Annotated in this window: 26 protein-coding genes and 1 other RNA gene; 4 read left to right on the forward strand and 23 right to left on the reverse strand. The window is 41.1% G+C overall.

Annotation, left to right across the window (positions count from 1 at the left end):
- Positions 1-26: 26 nt before the first annotated feature.
- The 23 genes from IC21_RS15605 to IC21_RS15700 form a co-directional block, all read right to left on the reverse strand.
- A complete protein-coding gene (locus tag IC21_RS15605) occupies positions 27-683 on the reverse strand; it encodes a hypothetical protein (protein WP_155116807.1) in 657 nt (218 codons plus the stop codon).
- Positions 684-774: 91 nt separating this feature from the next.
- Positions 775-1,245, reverse strand: a complete 471-nt coding sequence (locus tag IC21_RS15610) for a LexA family protein (RefSeq protein WP_029142722.1) — start codon at positions 1,243-1,245, stop codon at positions 775-777.
- Between the two features lie 98 nt (positions 1,246-1,343).
- Positions 1,344-1,514, reverse strand: a complete 171-nt coding sequence (locus tag IC21_RS16840; RefSeq protein WP_155116808.1) for a hypothetical protein — start codon at positions 1,512-1,514, stop codon at positions 1,344-1,346.
- Positions 1,515-1,598: 84 nt separating this feature from the next.
- Positions 1,599-1,772 carry a hypothetical protein gene (locus IC21_RS16845; RefSeq protein ID WP_155116809.1) on the reverse strand — a complete coding sequence of 58 codons (174 nt, stop codon included), beginning with the start codon at positions 1,770-1,772 and terminating at the stop codon, positions 1,599-1,601.
- 9 nt (positions 1,773-1,781) lie between these two features.
- On the reverse strand, positions 1,782-1,922 hold the full coding sequence (locus tag IC21_RS16850) for a hypothetical protein (RefSeq protein WP_155116810.1): 141 nt from the start codon (positions 1,920-1,922) through the stop codon (positions 1,782-1,784).
- Between the two features lie 16 nt (positions 1,923-1,938).
- The gene (locus IC21_RS15615) at positions 1,939-2,133 is read right to left on the reverse strand and encodes a DUF3954 domain-containing protein (protein WP_029713870.1); all 195 of its coding nucleotides are present in this window, start codon (positions 2,131-2,133) and stop codon (positions 1,939-1,941) included.
- A 78-nt stretch (positions 2,134-2,211) separates the two neighbouring features.
- A complete protein-coding gene (locus tag IC21_RS15620) occupies positions 2,212-2,910 on the reverse strand; it encodes an N-6 DNA methylase (protein ID WP_159431393.1) in 699 nt (232 codons plus the stop codon).
- Between the two features lie 454 nt (positions 2,911-3,364).
- Entirely contained in the window at positions 3,365-3,826 is a 462-nt protein-coding gene (locus IC21_RS15625) for a DUF1064 domain-containing protein (protein ID WP_029142720.1), read from the reverse strand.
- Positions 3,827-3,835: 9 nt separating this feature from the next.
- Positions 3,836-4,468: a dUTP diphosphatase gene (locus tag IC21_RS15630; RefSeq protein WP_029142719.1), complete on the reverse strand. Its 633-nt coding sequence runs from the start codon at positions 4,466-4,468 to the stop codon at positions 3,836-3,838.
- The gene (locus IC21_RS15635) at positions 4,465-4,662 is read right to left on the reverse strand and encodes a hypothetical protein (RefSeq protein ID WP_029142718.1); all 198 of its coding nucleotides are present in this window, start codon (positions 4,660-4,662) and stop codon (positions 4,465-4,467) included. Before IC21_RS15635 ends, IC21_RS15630 begins: the two co-directional genes overlap by 4 nt.
- A gap of 340 nt (positions 4,663-5,002) precedes the next feature.
- Positions 5,003-5,902 (reverse strand): ATP-binding protein, encoded by a 900-nt coding sequence (locus tag IC21_RS15645; RefSeq protein WP_235801129.1) that lies wholly within the window; start codon positions 5,900-5,902, stop codon positions 5,003-5,005.
- A complete protein-coding gene (locus tag IC21_RS15900) occupies positions 5,793-6,608 on the reverse strand; it encodes a helix-turn-helix domain-containing protein (protein ID WP_029142715.1) in 816 nt (271 codons plus the stop codon). The genes IC21_RS15645 and IC21_RS15900 overlap by 110 nt, the downstream gene beginning before the upstream one ends.
- Positions 6,609-6,664: 56 nt before the next feature.
- Positions 6,665-7,573, reverse strand: coding sequence for a recombinase RecT (locus IC21_RS15655; protein WP_029142714.1), 909 nt, complete (start codon positions 7,571-7,573; stop codon positions 6,665-6,667).
- Positions 7,573-8,520, reverse strand: coding sequence for a YqaJ viral recombinase family nuclease (locus IC21_RS15660; protein WP_029142713.1), 948 nt, complete (start codon positions 8,518-8,520; stop codon positions 7,573-7,575). The genes IC21_RS15655 and IC21_RS15660 overlap by 1 nt, the downstream gene beginning before the upstream one ends.
- 96 nt (positions 8,521-8,616) lie before the next feature.
- Positions 8,617-8,829: a YqaI family protein gene (locus tag IC21_RS15665; RefSeq protein WP_029713866.1), complete on the reverse strand. Its 213-nt coding sequence runs from the start codon at positions 8,827-8,829 to the stop codon at positions 8,617-8,619.
- Complete coding sequence (locus tag IC21_RS15670; RefSeq protein ID WP_029142711.1) at positions 8,822-9,061, reverse strand: hypothetical protein; 240 nt, start codon at positions 9,059-9,061, stop codon at positions 8,822-8,824. Before IC21_RS15670 ends, IC21_RS15665 begins: the two co-directional genes overlap by 8 nt.
- Before the next feature lie 109 nt (positions 9,062-9,170).
- Positions 9,171-9,241, reverse strand: an RNA gene (locus IC21_RS16555) — hammerhead ribozyme type II.
- A gap of 232 nt (positions 9,242-9,473) precedes the next feature.
- Positions 9,474-9,614 (reverse strand): hypothetical protein, encoded by a 141-nt coding sequence (locus IC21_RS16855; RefSeq protein WP_155116811.1) that lies wholly within the window; start codon positions 9,612-9,614, stop codon positions 9,474-9,476.
- A 69-nt stretch (positions 9,615-9,683) separates the two neighbouring features.
- Positions 9,684-9,968: a hypothetical protein gene (locus IC21_RS15680; RefSeq protein ID WP_029142709.1), complete on the reverse strand. Its 285-nt coding sequence runs from the start codon at positions 9,966-9,968 to the stop codon at positions 9,684-9,686.
- Entirely contained in the window at positions 9,968-10,486 is a 519-nt protein-coding gene (locus IC21_RS15685; protein WP_029142708.1) for a hypothetical protein, read from the reverse strand. Before IC21_RS15685 ends, IC21_RS15680 begins: the two co-directional genes overlap by 1 nt.
- A gap of 60 nt (positions 10,487-10,546) precedes the next feature.
- The gene (locus tag IC21_RS15690) at positions 10,547-10,732 is read right to left on the reverse strand and encodes a helix-turn-helix domain-containing protein (protein WP_035176495.1); all 186 of its coding nucleotides are present in this window, start codon (positions 10,730-10,732) and stop codon (positions 10,547-10,549) included.
- 1 nt (position 10,733) lies between these two features.
- A complete protein-coding gene (locus tag IC21_RS15695) occupies positions 10,734-11,525 on the reverse strand; it encodes a BRO family protein (RefSeq protein WP_029142707.1) in 792 nt (263 codons plus the stop codon).
- Positions 11,526-11,768 (reverse strand): helix-turn-helix domain-containing protein, encoded by a 243-nt coding sequence (locus tag IC21_RS15700; protein WP_029142706.1) that lies wholly within the window; start codon positions 11,766-11,768, stop codon positions 11,526-11,528.
- Between the two features lie 164 nt (positions 11,769-11,932).
- On the opposite strand from IC21_RS15700, the gene IC21_RS15905 reads away from it, so the two are divergent.
- The 4 genes from IC21_RS15905 to IC21_RS17605 form a co-directional block, all read left to right on the forward strand.
- Entirely contained in the window at positions 11,933-12,337 is a 405-nt protein-coding gene (locus IC21_RS15905) for a helix-turn-helix domain-containing protein (protein WP_029142705.1), read from the forward strand.
- A gap of 23 nt (positions 12,338-12,360) precedes the next feature.
- Positions 12,361-12,987: an ImmA/IrrE family metallo-endopeptidase gene (locus tag IC21_RS15710; RefSeq protein ID WP_029142704.1), complete on the forward strand. Its 627-nt coding sequence runs from the start codon at positions 12,361-12,363 to the stop codon at positions 12,985-12,987.
- A 37-nt stretch (positions 12,988-13,024) separates the two neighbouring features.
- Positions 13,025-13,960: an outer membrane protein assembly factor BamE gene (locus IC21_RS15715; protein WP_052472245.1), complete on the forward strand. Its 936-nt coding sequence runs from the start codon at positions 13,025-13,027 to the stop codon at positions 13,958-13,960.
- 45 nt (positions 13,961-14,005) lie between these two features.
- Positions 14,006-14,718: thermonuclease family protein (locus IC21_RS17605; RefSeq protein ID WP_503825996.1), on the forward strand; the 713-nt coding region annotated here is incomplete at its 3' end.

Genomic DNA, 14,718 nt, shown 5'->3' on the forward strand with positions numbered 1-14,718 from the left:
GCTTTTGAAGCTCTGGACACCTCGTATCATACCAGGGGGGCTCTTTTTTGTGCAAACCTCAAATTTCCTTCATTACAGGAATGCTCCTCGTTTTCTATTCTTTGTGCCACAAACATAACGACGTCTAAAAATGGCGTACCCCGGTATGGTTTTACCTGTTCTTCAAAGGCTTCCCATGCATCGATCCCAAAATCAAGGATCCGCTTTTGACTATATTCTCCTGTTGTGATTTCAGTTTTGGTAAAGCCATATAAAAAATGTTCAACTATTGTTAGTAGCTTTTTAAATTTTTTTAATACAATCAGCACCGGCATTTCCTCGTACATGACCGTAAATATGTCGCGTGAATAATTAACCTCCCCTTTAAAGGCAATGTGCTTTTTCTGCGAAACGGCCAGGTTGACCACAAAAGGAGGATCAGGTGGCCGCAGCAAGAATTCTCGCATTTCCACCCGGTTCGGCAGCCACAGGTGTTCTTCATTCGCCACATTGGAGAATGTTCTCAATCCGTACCGTTCCTTTGTGGTCAAAATTGAAAAGCAGCAGGCCGGGCAGACGTGGGTACCGGACGGGTTTTTTGCCTGGTTCCAGTCCGTGAATACGTTTGAGAATACCTTTTTCAGCTTCATCCCGTGTGTCATTTGCTTTCCACAGAGGAAGCAGGCCCCGGTATGTTCCTCCATGTCCTTATGCTGCATCGGGTCTACAAACTTAATATTCCGTATGATCTCATTTCCTTTTCCGTCTTTCGTGTTCTGCCAGATCACACCGTTTTCATCCTTCGTCTTCTTCCAAGCAGAATAGATTAAATGTGTGGGCATTCCGGCACCAACCTTCCCCTTTTTTGGTTAATTTGAATGTACCGCTGCTGTACCTTTTCCAGTCTACATATCCGTGTGCTTTTAATTTTTTGAGATGATAGTTCGTGCAACCGGGCGATAGTCTCAATGCTTTTGAAATTTCCAAATTTGTAGGACTCCGTTTGTTGCGCGTCTGAAAATATTTAATAAAGCGCAATACCCGTAAATGCCGTGGTGTCAACTCCGCATGCCAGTTTCTCGGAATGTTAAACTTGTCCAGTATTCGTTCCATCCTTGGCCGTCCGATATGCAATGATTTTGCCAAACTTAAAACGTCCATGCCGCTGTCGATATACATCAAAATCAAATCATCACGGGTAAAAAAACAATTTCCAACCCGTATCTCCGTTTCTTCATTCAATGTGTAGCAGCGTTCAGCCCGCATCTTGTCACCTCACTATTTATTCCATATCAGCCTGCCAAGTGACAGGCCGAAAATGAATCCGCCAAGAAAAATCAGTAACATTTCACTATCTCCTTCTTTCAATACAGTACAATGACTTCTATTGGATTTTTTAATGTACCAATTCGGTCAATGTTAACTTCATCTAATTCAACTAATGAACCGTCATCGTATCTGCTAGGAATGAATACTTTCGCATCTCCTGCAAGTTCATTCGCTTTTAATAATTCAATCAATTCATCTTTTGTCATAATTGTCCACCCTTCGAATTTTGGTTCAACCAATAATGTGTTTGTCCAATTCCGCCTGCGCTTTAAATAATTTTTGTAGGTTCATTATTTATCCTCCTCTTTCTCAAACCAAGTGAATTCTTCACCAACTTCATCCCAAACCCAATCCTCAAATGCATCTATGATTTCTTTATCCGTCGAATTATCTTCAAACTCAAATTCTTCCTCGATTGGCGTGAATTGTGGTCCCCTGTTTCTTAGAAAAACTATTGTTCTCATAACTTGCTCCTATCCCTTGTATTGGTTTTTATGGATCAATGCATATTCCTGGCCACTCACCATAATTTTTGTCGGCAGGCCTCGCTTTACCTTTAGCACCGTTACAATCGGGCGAAATTTTTCGCCCTTTTTCCGTACCTTTGGTTTCATATCTTTCACCTCCATCCTATATGACATCCTGCCCGATTAGTCTCATCCGATCGATACGCTCTATATCAAAAACCTTTCCGTTTTGCCATATCAAGATATCCTGGCCAAAAGATTTTGGAGTCACTTTAGTCAGCTGCCCATCCTGGACGATATACACAGCTGTCTCCATCAAATCTATTTCAGTTGTCATGTTTTGTTTATTATCTTCCAATAGGTTCACCCCTCGTGGTAAAATTAGGTATCAGCTGTTTACCACGCCGGGGGAACCCGGCTTTTTTTATACACCCATTCAAAGTGCAAGGCTTAGTTGTTCAAATTGCGGTTTTGGATCCGGTACTGGTTTCCGTGAACGTGCCCATCTCAAAATATGGTTTGGCGTCATCCATACGTCTGAAAATTTATAGGAAAGCGTATCGCCCTGCAGAATGACCGCATCCACGCCAAGAAGGCTCAGCTGCAGATAACACATGTGAACTGCTTTTGCATCGATATCTTGTGCCACAACCCGCATACAGGCCTGATAATTTAACTTTCGTTTTTCCAATGCATTGACCATGCCGATTATGGTTGCTCCTCCACCACAAGCAGGCTCATTTAATGTGAAGTAACCGTTCTTCTTAATTTGCTTCTCATATCCGCTAATTGTCAGTTCTGCAAACATATTTGCAAGCGACATCGGTGTAAAAAACTGACCATGCCAGGAACTTGAAAGTTCCAATTTCATAAAGATATCACCCAGCACATCTGACGGATGCTTGTCCAGTGAGTTAATCAGCTCACCCAGGATTTGAGGAAATATTTTCATTTCCTTCTTGTCATACTTTTTCACGATATCCATGTATCGTGCCTCACGCTCTTTCATATGTTGAAAATCTACTGCGTTTGAAATAGATATCGCCGACATTTCAAGAAAATCCGCAAAGACAGTAAACATATCGTGCCTGTATCGCAGTTTTTCAAAAAGCTTGATCATCCGGTCAACCGACATTGTCTCCATCACTTCCAGTCGTATTTGCCGTCACGTTTCACCAACACGGCGTGTCTCTTGCTAAAGATACTTTCCTTACGCACCTGTTCCTTGTTTAGGCCTTCTTCAAAAACCGTGATGACCATTAATTCTTCCCGGTCATGAGATATGGCCCGATGTTCAGTGACCCTTCTTGTCATTTCCAATCACATCGGTCGTGCGCTCACCGCGTCTTACTCGTTCCAGCTGTTCCGGAGTTAGATACCAGATTGTAACCTTGCCGGGGCGTTTGGCTCTCCATCCGGTGCTGGTTCGGAGATTGTATCTGTCCTAAGGATCATGAACGTAAGTTACTGTCATCCATACCACTCCTAAACTGTTTATTTTGGCTTATAAGCCGTTTTAAGATTTTGGTATATAAATAGTCATGTTCCGTTTTAAAACGGGTATATGAGGCAATAGAGAAGTCCAGCGCCTAAATCCCTGCCTGCGCTATTTTCTTCGCTGCCTTCCGTTTCTTCTCCAATTCCTCCAATTCAATCCATCCGCCCCATTTCTTGCTGTATGTAACCAGGCTGAGTTTATGGGGATATTTATGCTCGAACAGCTTTTTCTTTATCTTGAACGCTTCAGTTTCCATGCCCTTTACATCCACAACCTCGATGGATCCATCCAAATGGTGAATCTCAAAATCTGCGATGTACTCAATCTTGCGGTATTTTTTTCCGTTTTTCTCGAAAGCTTCCTGAAGCAAGTACCGCGGCTGTAGCCGGAAAAATAAGATTCGATTGTTTTCCTGAAGCCATTTCAATTGCTCGTAGTAACGGGCTTCGATTTTGCTGTCAAAAACATATCCGTCCAATTTAACTTTTTTCGATCCGTACTTCGTTTTCTTGGTAAGCTGGCGGTATTCTTTCGCTGTCATTCGTTCCTGCATGTTTGCACCTCAATATCCATTTTCCTGCCGTCTATAGTTCACTTTGTTTTTCTCAAAGTACGCTTTCTCGATTTGTTCCCAGGTAAAGCCGAGCATTTCACCTAGTCCAAGGAAGTTTGAAAAAAGAAATTCATACCATGCTTTTCTGCTATCTTCTGTATATTGTCTAAAAGTTGAAGCACATTCAAATACTTCTTGCCATTGCATTGTTAATTTATCGGCGCCAAAGCTGACCGCAACACTGGAATACCAAGGATTTATATCTTGCAACCCAAGACGGTTTCCAATGCTCAAAATAAAATGCAGGCAATCAACGTATTCTTCAAGTAAAGGATTTTTGTATCCGTAAACACCTGATCCATCACACCTTTTACAAGGCCAAGGTTCTCCACCTTCAAAAACTTCATCGTGGTTCATGTAACCTTTACCGTAACAATACGGACAATCAATCGGTATTTCTGTTCTCGGCTCTTGGTCATTGCGCCAAAACTTAAACCCTCGCCATTCTTGCGCACATTCTCCGAGCTCAACTTGCAAAGCCAGGATTAAGTTCGGTAGCAAATTAACGCCCTGCAATCCTTTCTTTTCAATAATGTGCTGGTCCAGTTCCGCCTGTGCTTCAAATAATTTTTGTAGGTTCACTTAAAGTACTCCTCCCCAAATGCTTTCTTAAATTTTTCTATCGTCTTGGGCCCGATCCCGGGCGTCTCAGCCAGTTTGTTTAGCCTTGCCTGCATAAATCCAATCGCTTTGCTAATGCCCATCTGCATGCCGATCTCGATTCCCTCACGCTTGCCACGCTCATAAGCCTGCTGGATAACCGGATTTTTTGCCATATCAATCCCCCATTTGTATTTTTTGGAGGGTTAAAGCGTACACCAGATCGTGATAAGATAAGTCGTAGATTGATTGATTATTGAATTGAGTTACACCGTTATTTTCGAGTTGGCGGAGTAGGTGGCTCCGCTTCAACTCGGTAATTGTGGCGTTTGTCATTTTAGTACACCCTTTCTATCTTGAGTTGATCCCGTGCTTCTTCCAAACGTCGTTGCAAAATGATTTCTTCTTTCTTAATTTGCTCTTGCGGCTTCGGTCCGCACGCCGGGCAAGGTTTTACCATGATTCCAAATCCCATATCCTCGTAAACAACATGCCGGCCATTGCATAGTTCACACATCAGCTTGCTCCTTTCTTGATACGCCAGTCAGTCCCCTCGGCTTCAAGCAGGTATTTTCCGCACTGCCCAATTAGCCGGCTTGCGGCCGCATATCCTACTTTTTCTGCCAAGGTGCCGCGATCCTCATTCGAGTTGAATACAATCGGTTTCTGTTTCCGGTATCGCTCGTTAATAATCTGGTAGTAAAGAGATTCCTTCGCTTCCGACCACTTCACTTTGCCGATGTCATCCCAAATCAGTACATCTGCATTTGTGGCCGCATAAAGCAAACGGTTCAGCTGCTCTCCCTCATCGTTCATCATTCGGGCCTGAATAAGCTCATCCATGAAAGTGACATCTGATATAACCAGAACATTGAATCCGTCTTTAATCAGGCGTTTTGCCAGTGCAATCTGCAGATGAGTCTTTCCAATCCCAAAATTGTTATGTTGCTGTTTCACGGCGGCCCGCTCTGCTGATGGCAATTCTTTCATGCGCTGTTCGCCAAAAACTGCAATCAACCCAAAATTATGGGAAGAAACCGTTTTTTCCTTTTCGCCATTTTCATTGGTCGTCATCTTGTATTCTTGCAAATACCTTTTTGTAAGGTCATACATGTCTTCTTGGATTTGGCTCGTACGCTGATAGTTTTCAAAATTGGCGTTTGTAAACTCATCTGGAATCATGGAGTTTCGGAACCGGCGCCGCCATGCTTTTCTTTCCCGACATTCGCAAGGCTTAGCAACTTCATATCCCTGCTCATTCCGATAAAAAACAAATTCCGTATCCTTACAAATCGGGCATTCGTAATCATCCGCCCCAAGCTCGTCTTGCTTCTTCGGCTTCTCGGATTGCCTGTTCTGCGCTTTTTCCAGCAGGTCGGCCATAACTTCTGCGATACTTTGGAATCTTTGTTCCATTGTCTTCACCTCTCTCTGCTTCCTGCTTCTCGATAAACCGGTCAAATATATATCCGGCGCAATAGTCAAGCGTCTTGATGTAGTCTTTTGGATGTTTAGGCTGGTAAGACGCAAATTTCTCTTCCATCCATTTGATTGCATCATCGACATTGACACCGTATTGGATGATCTCATCTGCTGCTGCTTTATCCTTAGGGGTAGCCACAAATCCGTGATTCCTTAACTCTATAAATCGATTGAGAAGCTTATTTACAGCAGCTGCTTCATTATTTAGTCCATTATTATTTAGTTCATCAATACTTAGTTCTTTATTACTTAGTAGTTTCGGGTTTTCCGTCGACGGATAATCCGTCAACGGTTTTTCCGTAAGCGGATTTTCCGTCAACGGTTTTCCCGGTAACGGTTGATCCATTTGAGGGACTTCAAAAACAAGTGTTTCATAGTTGAATGTCCCGTCCTCATTCCGGTGCTGCACCCGCTTTAAATAACCCAGATCTCGCAGTTCTTTAAGCGCAGTCCGAAGTGAGTCGCGTCCGTCCTTAGCATGTTTTTGCAACTCTGTGTCATAAAACCTCCAATCGTCGGGTAAAGAAAGCATATAGGCATGCAGCCCTTTCGCTTTCCAGCTCAGCCGTTCATCCATAAGCGATGTTTTATTCATTACGACGTAGTTGCCGTTCTTTTGGACTCTGTATATGTTGGCCATGCTTTCACCACCTCAATTTCCTGTGTTGTTTCCCCCTCGAGGTGAGGGGGATTTTTTCAGAATGGAAGGTCATTTTCATCCATTTCAACAGCCGATTTCTTATCTTCCACTTTTGCCTGTTTCTTTGCCTGCTCCGGTTGTGGCGCTTTTTCTTTCTTGGCTTCCGGTTCTGGATTGTAATCAATGATTTCAGGTTCTTCCGCATTCGTTTCATCCGTGATATCATGTGTTTCCTTTTCGTCCTCAATGACAGCCGTCTGCATTTCAATGCTCAAAATTCCCCACTTACTGAGCATGTTGCGGATGACCGTTTTCATGGCCATAGCGTCATAATCGCTTTTCCATACATTATTGAGAGCATTCTTGTCCTTCATCTTGTTATGCTTAATCCTGTGCGCTTCGATCTCATCCTTGGTCCAGTAGACCGTCTTTTCAAAGCCATTGATCAGCTTGAAATATCCGCAGTATCCGATTACCTTCTCGCTTGTGGCACCTTCTAAATCCAGTTCGATTTCTTCGGTCAGCCGGTTCCACTTAATGAGCTCACCTTCATGAACAGCGATGACGTTAATTGCTTTATATTGACCAGTCCGTAATGCCAGTTGAATGTACCCCTTATAACCAAGCTGGAACTGTGCTACCTTATGGCCTTTCTTACTGTCATAAAATGGAACGATCCAGGCATAACCTAGGTTTTTGTCAACTGGAAGATCAAGGCTTGCTGCGACCATTGCACTTGAAATAATACTCATTGGCTCGGCGGCCTGAATGTTCGGATCACCGTTATAAAGGTTGAGCAGAGAAGACATAAATTGTGGTGCCTTCTTGTCCAAAACTTGTTCAAACTTTTTTTGCATCGTTGGGGTATTGAGCAAAGCTTTTAACCCCAACGATTGAGCAGATACTTGTTTGGTTCCTTCCTGTTTACTTGCAATTTGGTTTTTTAGCGCTGCATTTGTTGCCATTATTTTTCCTCCTTAACCGCAAGTTTGCGGAATGATGTTTCTTTAATAACTTGCTGGTGAATATCGGGGAACTTTTCCCGTAATGCTTTGGAATCAACGCGTTTCTGTACCTGCTTCTTCCAAGTGACGATATAGTCGCCAACCCGGCCAATCTCCGCTTCTTTCAGCTCAGCTTTAAGTTTGTTTTCAATCTCAGTTTTCGCAGCTTTAATCAGCTTCTCGTTTTCCTTGATTTTGAAGTATTCTTCCAAATAGGCATTGAAATCTTTTGGAAGAACGATCTCTTTATCAGGATCCGATTTGGCATATTTTTCGGCCAGATACTTCTCAGCCGCGCTGCTTCCGTCCAGTTCAGGGGCAACTCCGGCCAGCACATTGTTTTCCCAAAAATCCTTTTCAGCTTGGAAAATCATGCTGATCAGTTCATCGTCGCGTTCGATTTCTTTCCATACGAACCGATTCCCTCCGATCAGCACGGCAATATATCCTTTTTCCTTGCCGGTAACGCCCAGATAGTGCTGGACTTGGACAAGGTAAGAGGCTGGAACCTCGTCACCTGCCCACTCTTTTGCAAGGTAAGCGCTGGCCGTCTTGCATTCAAGTACGGCCGATTCTCCAACTACCAACCTATCGACATTGGCACGGATAAAAGGATAATCTGGATGGCTGTACATAAAGTTTGACCGGCGTACCTTTTTATCCGTTCGTTTTTCAAACTCTTTTGCCACGACATTTTCCATTTGGTTTCCCCAATAGATCGCTTCACTGTCGCCTTCTTGGGGCTCGACCTGGCCAGTCTTTTCAAGCCAGAGTTCGAAAGGCGTCTTGTATTTATTCAAGCCAAGGATGACGCCGGCATCACTACCGCCAATCCCCTTGGTGCGAGCCTGAAGCCATTCATGCCGGCTCATTTCTTTTGTGGGAATAGCGTTTTGATTCATCGCCATGCTTCTTCACCTCTTGATAAAATTTTCAAAGACCGATAGAATTAAGGTGTAGTCTTATTTAAAGCACCTTACTCCCACGGCAATGGAAGTTTTTTATTATGCCGTGTAAAACTTTGCGTCGTAGAGCTCAACCAAAAATTTTTGAAGATTGTCTTGTAAAACAATCTCCCCATCCATTTCAACCACGTCGTCGCCATAAAAGATTTCATCACCGAAGTAGTCATAACCGAAAAGCTCCGGCTCATTATTTTGCAGATATCCAAATCGACGCACTCTGGTAATATCCGGGTGTTCAATTGTGTTAATCATTCGTAATCATTCCTTCCTGGCTTAAGTCAAGCATGTAATGCTGTGAATACGAATCTTCCGTTTCACCGTCGAAAACAATTCCGTACTTGAAGATAGAAGCATCATCATTGAAAATCGTTTTGCTCTCCCCGTTCATGAAAACTGAGATATGGCAAATCTCACCATTTTTATACCAATTAATCGAATGGATTTTGAATCGTTTCCCATTCACATTAAGCACTGGCTGTTTCACTCTTTTCACTCCTTCCAGCTTGAATTGCCAAACACAACAATATGTGCTTTTCAAAACGATTCAGTTTAAGCCAATCACCTGTTTTAATTTTCATTGATTCGCCCCTTTCCGCAGCCTGTCTCATCAGCGCCGGGAGGCTATCTCCGGCGGACTAGGCGATCATTGCGCCTAGTTTCGACTTAATTTCTTGCCTGTAATCAATTAGCCTGCTATGGTTGTAATCTTTGATAATGAGAAGCACGTCTGTGGTCTCAATGAACCATCCGCACTTGCAACCTAGCAGCTTTTTCCAATGATGATCAACGCTTGAATAGTTAGTCAGTTTTTTCTTCATTTAACACACCTCACTGTGATACAATGAAAGAGTAAATTACATGCGTGAACGTTATAGGCAGTTTGAAGCGCCAACTTCTTACTGCTTTTCTTTTTTCCTGATTTCAACCAATCCGTTGACAATTGCTTTAATGTAAATGTCATGAAAAGCTTCATCGTCAACGTTGATATATTCGGATAGTGACTTCAGAATAATTTCAGCCTTTTCGTAAATATTCATTTCAACCATTCCTCTAAAACCCATCTCCCAATGATTATGGCCGGCAGGAACAACCCCATGAAAAATAGCTCACCCATTTTGTTGGCCACCCAAAAATATAATTTTGTGAATATCAATGCCTTTTTCGATCAACTCAAAGATCATGGCATTGATTCGGTCCTGTTGAACTTTCCGCTCCTTCAGTCGCTTAAGTTCTGCAAGTGACCGGTTGAAATCAATCATTCGCATTTCTGCCATGTCGATCTGCCCAATTTCCAGTTCAGTTTCAGCGAGATGCAGGCAGGTTTTACAGCATTTGTAATGTTCGATTGCCTTCGGCAAATCAGCCGGTAGAAAATCTTCTTTGGTAATCATCAAACTCTCCTCTCACTTCTCAGTTTTTTTAGGACTTTCTTCGATTCTTCTAAAACCGAAAGTCCGTAGTCTCTTTCCAACACCATGAGCAGGTTGTCAATCGCCACCCGCGCTTCAATGAGCTCGTGCATCATGCGACGGACATTCTCCCGCTCGTCCTTTGAACACACATTTGGCGGCTTTACCAAGGAAACTTCATTGATGATCCTGATAACATCTTTTACCTCTGCTTCCGTGATTTCTTCAAGTACCATTCGGTGCCGTTCGACGTATGGACCGCCCATAACCGGGCTAGCGAGGCCGTCCGAAAACTCGTGCAGGATGGATGCCTCAAACTCATAGTTTTGGTAGATCTGCATGGCCCGGTGGGCAACATCCTTGTTCATGGTCCTCTCCCCTTTTCGCTGTTTGTTAACCGATTCGTATGATTGATAAGTGTCCTTCGCGATCTGTTTCTGTGTTAGCCCATCTTGTTGCAGAATCGCCAAGGCTTCTTGCACCTTTGCGGATTCTCTCATCAGTTTTCCTCCTGTACAAAGTTCTTGTTTATTCTGGACATCAAAAAAAGTAAGATAAAACTAGAACGATGCAACACTGTTTTCCTGGGCAGCAATCCAGTTGTCGATTGATTCACGTGAAAAGAAGATGCGTTTCCTAACTCGGAAAAATGGGATCTGCTTTTCACGGACCATGGTATAAATCGTGTCTGGATGAACCCCTAAATAGGTTGCAACTTCCTGGACTGTTAGGGTGTTGTGACGCATTTTAGACCACCGCCTCAAATTCTTTGATCAGGAGTTCGGCGATTTTGATTTGACCTTTGCCAGTAATTAAAGGTGTAAGCTTCTCAACATCACCTTCTGTTCGGCTGACAATAGTTGGTTTTACAACAAACAATCCTTGTTCCAGATAAATTTGTTTAGGATTGTTATGTTCACGTCCTCCAGAAATGAGATATCCATGGGAGCGCAACCACTCAAACAGCTTGTTTCGGCCAATATTGATACCGTGCTTGTCATAAAGCATTTTGGCAAAAGCCCCAATGCTGACTGCACCGGTTGAGTTTGACACGACTTTTCCAAAGCTGGTGTATGGGAGATCAGCTCTTTGTTGTTCAATGACCCGGTTGCGTTCTTGCTCGGCCTTAACCCGTTTTGCCTTTTCTTCTTTGAGATTAGTGAGCAGACCAATTAAGAAATCCGGGTCACTGATTGTTTTTTCGAGCGTTTCTGGTGTCATATATGCGCCATGTTTTCGGATGGACGGGATAACCTCGTGGGTAATCCAGCGTTTGAATTCTTTTGCTTCTGGTTTGCGGCTTTTAAGAATGACTGAATACAAACCAGGCTCATTAATAATTGTCATGTGTTGCTCGCCGCCAGGGGTGTGCACAATGTGTACCCCCTTTTCATCTTCATCCAGAATGCGTGTCATTGTTGGTGTATGCTCAAAACCCAAAATAACTGATACATCTTTTGCGACAAACCAAGGTTCATCTCCTTTTAAAATGGTGCGAACTTCATTCTGTTTAAAGTTGAAAACTTGTAATGAGTTCAATTAACAAACCTCCTTTGCTTTTGTTGCTGATTTAGCAACGTTTTTTATAAAAAAATCTGATACACTGCATTGCAGTAGCTTGGCTAAAATGGGCAGTTGATTTGCCCTTAACTGATATTCTCCCCTTTCGTATTTTAAATAGGTTGAGGCATTCCTGAATCCTAATCCATCCGCCATATACTGAAGTGAAAGATTGAGTTCTTTCCTTCTTTTAACAATGAACGCAAGGTTAAACTGTTGCATGATGTCCTCCTTTCTTGTTGCTATATTAACAACTTGTCTCTATTATAAGTTGTTATTTTGGCAAAGTCAACATTTTTTTGTTGTTATTTCAGCAAAAAATATGTTTCTAAAACAGAAACATGATAAAATATTATTGCTAAAACAGAAAAAAGCGTGGTGATACCATGTCCGAACCAGGTCAGATTATTAAAAAACTAAGGGAACAGAACAACTGGTCTTTGAGGGAAGTTGAAAAACGAATAGGAATAGATTATTCGGTGATAAGCAGAATTGAATCCGGTAAACGTCCGTTGAAAGACCAAGAAATAAAAGCGTTTGCTGATTTATTTGGAGTAACGACTGCTTACATATTGGGTGAAGAGGACAAGGAAATTGATGTTGCTGGAGAAAAAATCACATTGGATAAAGATGAATATGAAGTTTTTAAGGAATTATTGAAACATCCATCATTATTCCATGATTTAAAAAAAGATCCCGAAAAAAACGTAAGGCACTTGATAAAATCTTATGAGTTATACAAGAAATATGTAGAGGAAGCATTAAAGGATGATAATGACTATTTAGAATGACATATCCGATTTGAGGTGGAACAATGAGACTTCGACAATTTATTTTAATGAAGAAAAAAGATTTTTACGAAGAAGAGGCAAAGAAAATATTGAAACATGTTCAATTCAAGCATCCGTCTGAAATTGATCTATTTACACTATGCGATTTATATGGCATGAAAATAAATCACATCAAGGAACCATACAGTCGATCCTGGCCTATTAAAGATAAGCGACGGGGCCTTATTGAATTAGGGACATACAAAAATGAAATTGTCGAAAGACAAATTCTTGCTGAAGAATTTTCTCATTTGTATCTACACTATTCAAACGAATTGCTGATGAACGAATATTCACTGAATAAAACGGAACTGCAGGCTTTCAAATTGGCTGCAAATTTATTAATGCCGGTTAGCTGGATATTAAAAGCTGATGTTTCTCAACATTATAATAATCGTCAAATTTTAGCTGATGAACTTGCGAAAGAATATAATGTGACGGTTGATTTTGCTTTGAACCGCTTAAATTTATTGCAGGAAACTTGTATTTTCAATACAGATTCTGATGAATTACGTGAGCTACAACCAGATCCAATATTTTATAGAATTCCAAACGTAAAAAAGCAGAATTTAGTAATCATGGCTAACGGCAAGGAACAATTTTCACTGTAAACCAACTGGAAAAACTTATAACTCGAGGCGAATATATATGAGAAAAATTGTTATTTCATTAATAACATTATCTGTAATTTTATCATTAATGGGCTGCGGCAAGCCTCAAGCTCAAGCGCCTAAGCGCCATGTTAACTATATTGCGCCAACTGAATATAAAAATTTGAAAATAGGAATGACAAAAAAACAAGTGATTAAGGCAATAGGGAAGCCAACGAAGAAAGACCCTAATAATAGCAACATGTGGTATTACAGCATTAAACATAAATTAGCAAAAGATTCTTATGTAATTCTTACATTTGACATGAGTGATGATATTAACTCAAACGCTTATGTGTTGATAAGGAAAGAGCAACAGGGACTTTTGACAGCTTATGACACTTCTGTCGATCAATTTACTGGTAAAGATACAAATGATAAATCAAATACAGCTTCTTCCGATTCCAGCTCGGATACAGTCGAATCAGATACCATGAAAGGAGCATCCAGCAGCTCCGAGTTAAAATTAGCCGCTAAAAAAGCAGATAAAGACAATGTAAAAACAGCTTATATAAAAGATAAAATTGCAGTGATCGAATTCAAAGATGAATTTGAAACGAATGAGAAAACCATGCTCCAGAATTTCGCTTTATACAGTACTCGACTCATGGAAAAAGAAAAAAATAATCCGAATGTAAATGGATTTGCCTTTATCCGTGACACGACATTTGAAGACAATAAAGGAAACAAAACTACAGGAACAGCAATTATTGCTTATTTTACAAAAAAGGATGCGAATTCGATTTCTTACGGGAACTTTCGGAATCTTGTCGATCTGAACCCATATAAGTTTTACAAAGTGGCAAGTGGATATTACATCAATCCGGCAATTTACAAAGATGTAAAGCCATTTATGCATGGTTTATCTGCATATAAAAATTCAAGTGACTATAAACTATCCAATGATTTTTCTAAGGAATTGGCATCATATTAATTTCTATCTTATATAAATTGTAAAATGAGCTAAGGGGGAAAAATGATGAAAAAAGGAAGTCTATGGTGCTTGGGTGTTCTTGTTGTTTTGTTCATCCTTTCGGTAATTGGTAAATATTTATATGGTTTTTTTCTATTACTGTCACTCGCATGTTTCTTTTTATTGATTGCCGGTTTGTTTGAACCTAAACTAGCATTTTGGTCTAAGAAAAAAACAAGAAAATCCGCTGGTATAGGTTACCTTATTTTAACAATTGTTTTCTCTGTACTTTTTGCAATTTTTTCGCCCAACCAAGATGTAGCAACTAAAGATAATAAGGCAAAAACAGCTTCATCTGAAATTAAAAAAGAAGAAAGTAAAAAGAGCAACATCTCTGCTAAGAAGGCAGATGATGGTAAAAAAGAGGAAAAAAACAAGCAAGCAGATGAGAATAAAAGGGCAGATGAGCAAAAGAAAGATAAAGCATCTGTGGCCGCAGGCACCACTGCCGCAGTAAGTACTAAAAATAAGCAATCCAAATCCAATAATACCAACAAGCAAAAAACAAGTGCTACACCAACCAATCAAGAGCCGGTAACACTAGTTGAAACTGTTGATGGGGATACCATAAAGGTAAACTACAAAGGTAAAACCGAAACAGTGCGTTATTTACTTGTTGACACGCCAGAGTGTTCGCAGCCATGCCTAATGTCGCTATCGCAAGGGGTTTTGACATTTATTTTGGCGGGAGATATTTTAAAAAAGAGCCGTCAGCTCTA

The organism is Heyndrickxia coagulans DSM 1 = ATCC 7050 (genome assembly GCF_000290615.1).
In the GTDB taxonomy this organism is placed as follows: domain Bacteria; phylum Bacillota; class Bacilli; order Bacillales; family Bacillaceae_C; genus Weizmannia; species Weizmannia coagulans.

What these genes read in the sequence shown, in the direction of transcription:
- IC21_RS15715 (WP_052472245.1), top strand. Translation starts at nt 13,025, where the DNA reads ATGAGAAAAATTGTTATTTCATTAATAACATTATCTGTAATTTTATCA.
- IC21_RS16855 (WP_155116811.1), bottom strand. Translation starts at nt 9,614, where the DNA reads ATGAATATTTACGAAAAGGCTGAAATTATTCTGAAGTCACTATCCGAA.
- IC21_RS15610 (WP_029142722.1), bottom strand. Translation starts at nt 1,245, where the DNA reads ATGCGGGCTGAACGCTGCTACACATTGAATGAAGAAACGGAGATACGG.
- IC21_RS15690 (WP_035176495.1), bottom strand. Translation starts at nt 10,732, where the DNA reads ATGCGTCACAACACCCTAACAGTCCAGGAAGTTGCAACCTATTTAGGG.
- IC21_RS15660 (WP_029142713.1), bottom strand. Translation starts at nt 8,520, where the DNA reads ATGGCGATGAATCAAAACGCTATTCCCACAAAAGAAATGAGCCGGCAT.
- IC21_RS16845 (WP_155116809.1), bottom strand. Translation starts at nt 1,772, where the DNA reads ATGAGAACAATAGTTTTTCTAAGAAACAGGGGACCACAATTCACGCCA.
- IC21_RS15710 (WP_029142704.1), top strand. Translation starts at nt 12,361, where the DNA reads ATGAGACTTCGACAATTTATTTTAATGAAGAAAAAAGATTTTTACGAA.
- IC21_RS15900 (WP_029142715.1), bottom strand. Translation starts at nt 6,608, where the DNA reads ATGGCCAACATATACAGAGTCCAAAAGAACGGCAACTACGTCGTAATG.
- IC21_RS16850 (WP_155116810.1), bottom strand. Translation starts at nt 1,922, where the DNA reads ATGAAACCAAAGGTACGGAAAAAGGGCGAAAAATTTCGCCCGATTGTA.
- IC21_RS15645 (WP_235801129.1), bottom strand. Translation starts at nt 5,902, where the DNA reads ATGGAACAAAGATTCCAAAGTATCGCAGAAGTTATGGCCGACCTGCTG.
- IC21_RS15665 (WP_029713866.1), bottom strand. Translation starts at nt 8,829, where the DNA reads ATGATTAACACAATTGAACACCCGGATATTACCAGAGTGCGTCGATTT.
- IC21_RS15680 (WP_029142709.1), bottom strand. Translation starts at nt 9,968, where the DNA reads ATGATTACCAAAGAAGATTTTCTACCGGCTGATTTGCCGAAGGCAATC.
- IC21_RS15620 (WP_159431393.1), bottom strand. Translation starts at nt 2,910, where the DNA reads ATGTCGGTTGACCGGATGATCAAGCTTTTTGAAAAACTGCGATACAGG.
- IC21_RS15635 (WP_029142718.1), bottom strand. Translation starts at nt 4,662, where the DNA reads ATGGCAAAAAATCCGGTTATCCAGCAGGCTTATGAGCGTGGCAAGCGT.
- IC21_RS15700 (WP_029142706.1), bottom strand. Translation starts at nt 11,768, where the DNA reads ATGCAACAGTTTAACCTTGCGTTCATTGTTAAAAGAAGGAAAGAACTC.
- IC21_RS15605 (WP_155116807.1), bottom strand. Translation starts at nt 683, where the DNA reads ATGGAGGAACATACCGGGGCCTGCTTCCTCTGTGGAAAGCAAATGACA.
- IC21_RS15655 (WP_029142714.1), bottom strand. Translation starts at nt 7,573, where the DNA reads ATGGCAACAAATGCAGCGCTAAAAAACCAAATTGCAAGTAAACAGGAA.
- IC21_RS15905 (WP_029142705.1), top strand. Translation starts at nt 11,933, where the DNA reads ATGTCCGAACCAGGTCAGATTATTAAAAAACTAAGGGAACAGAACAAC.
- IC21_RS15625 (WP_029142720.1), bottom strand. Translation starts at nt 3,826, where the DNA reads ATGCAGGAACGAATGACAGCGAAAGAATACCGCCAGCTTACCAAGAAA.
- IC21_RS16840 (WP_155116808.1), bottom strand. Translation starts at nt 1,514, where the DNA reads ATGACAAAAGATGAATTGATTGAATTATTAAAAGCGAATGAACTTGCA.
- IC21_RS15685 (WP_029142708.1), bottom strand. Translation starts at nt 10,486, where the DNA reads ATGAGAGAATCCGCAAAGGTGCAAGAAGCCTTGGCGATTCTGCAACAA.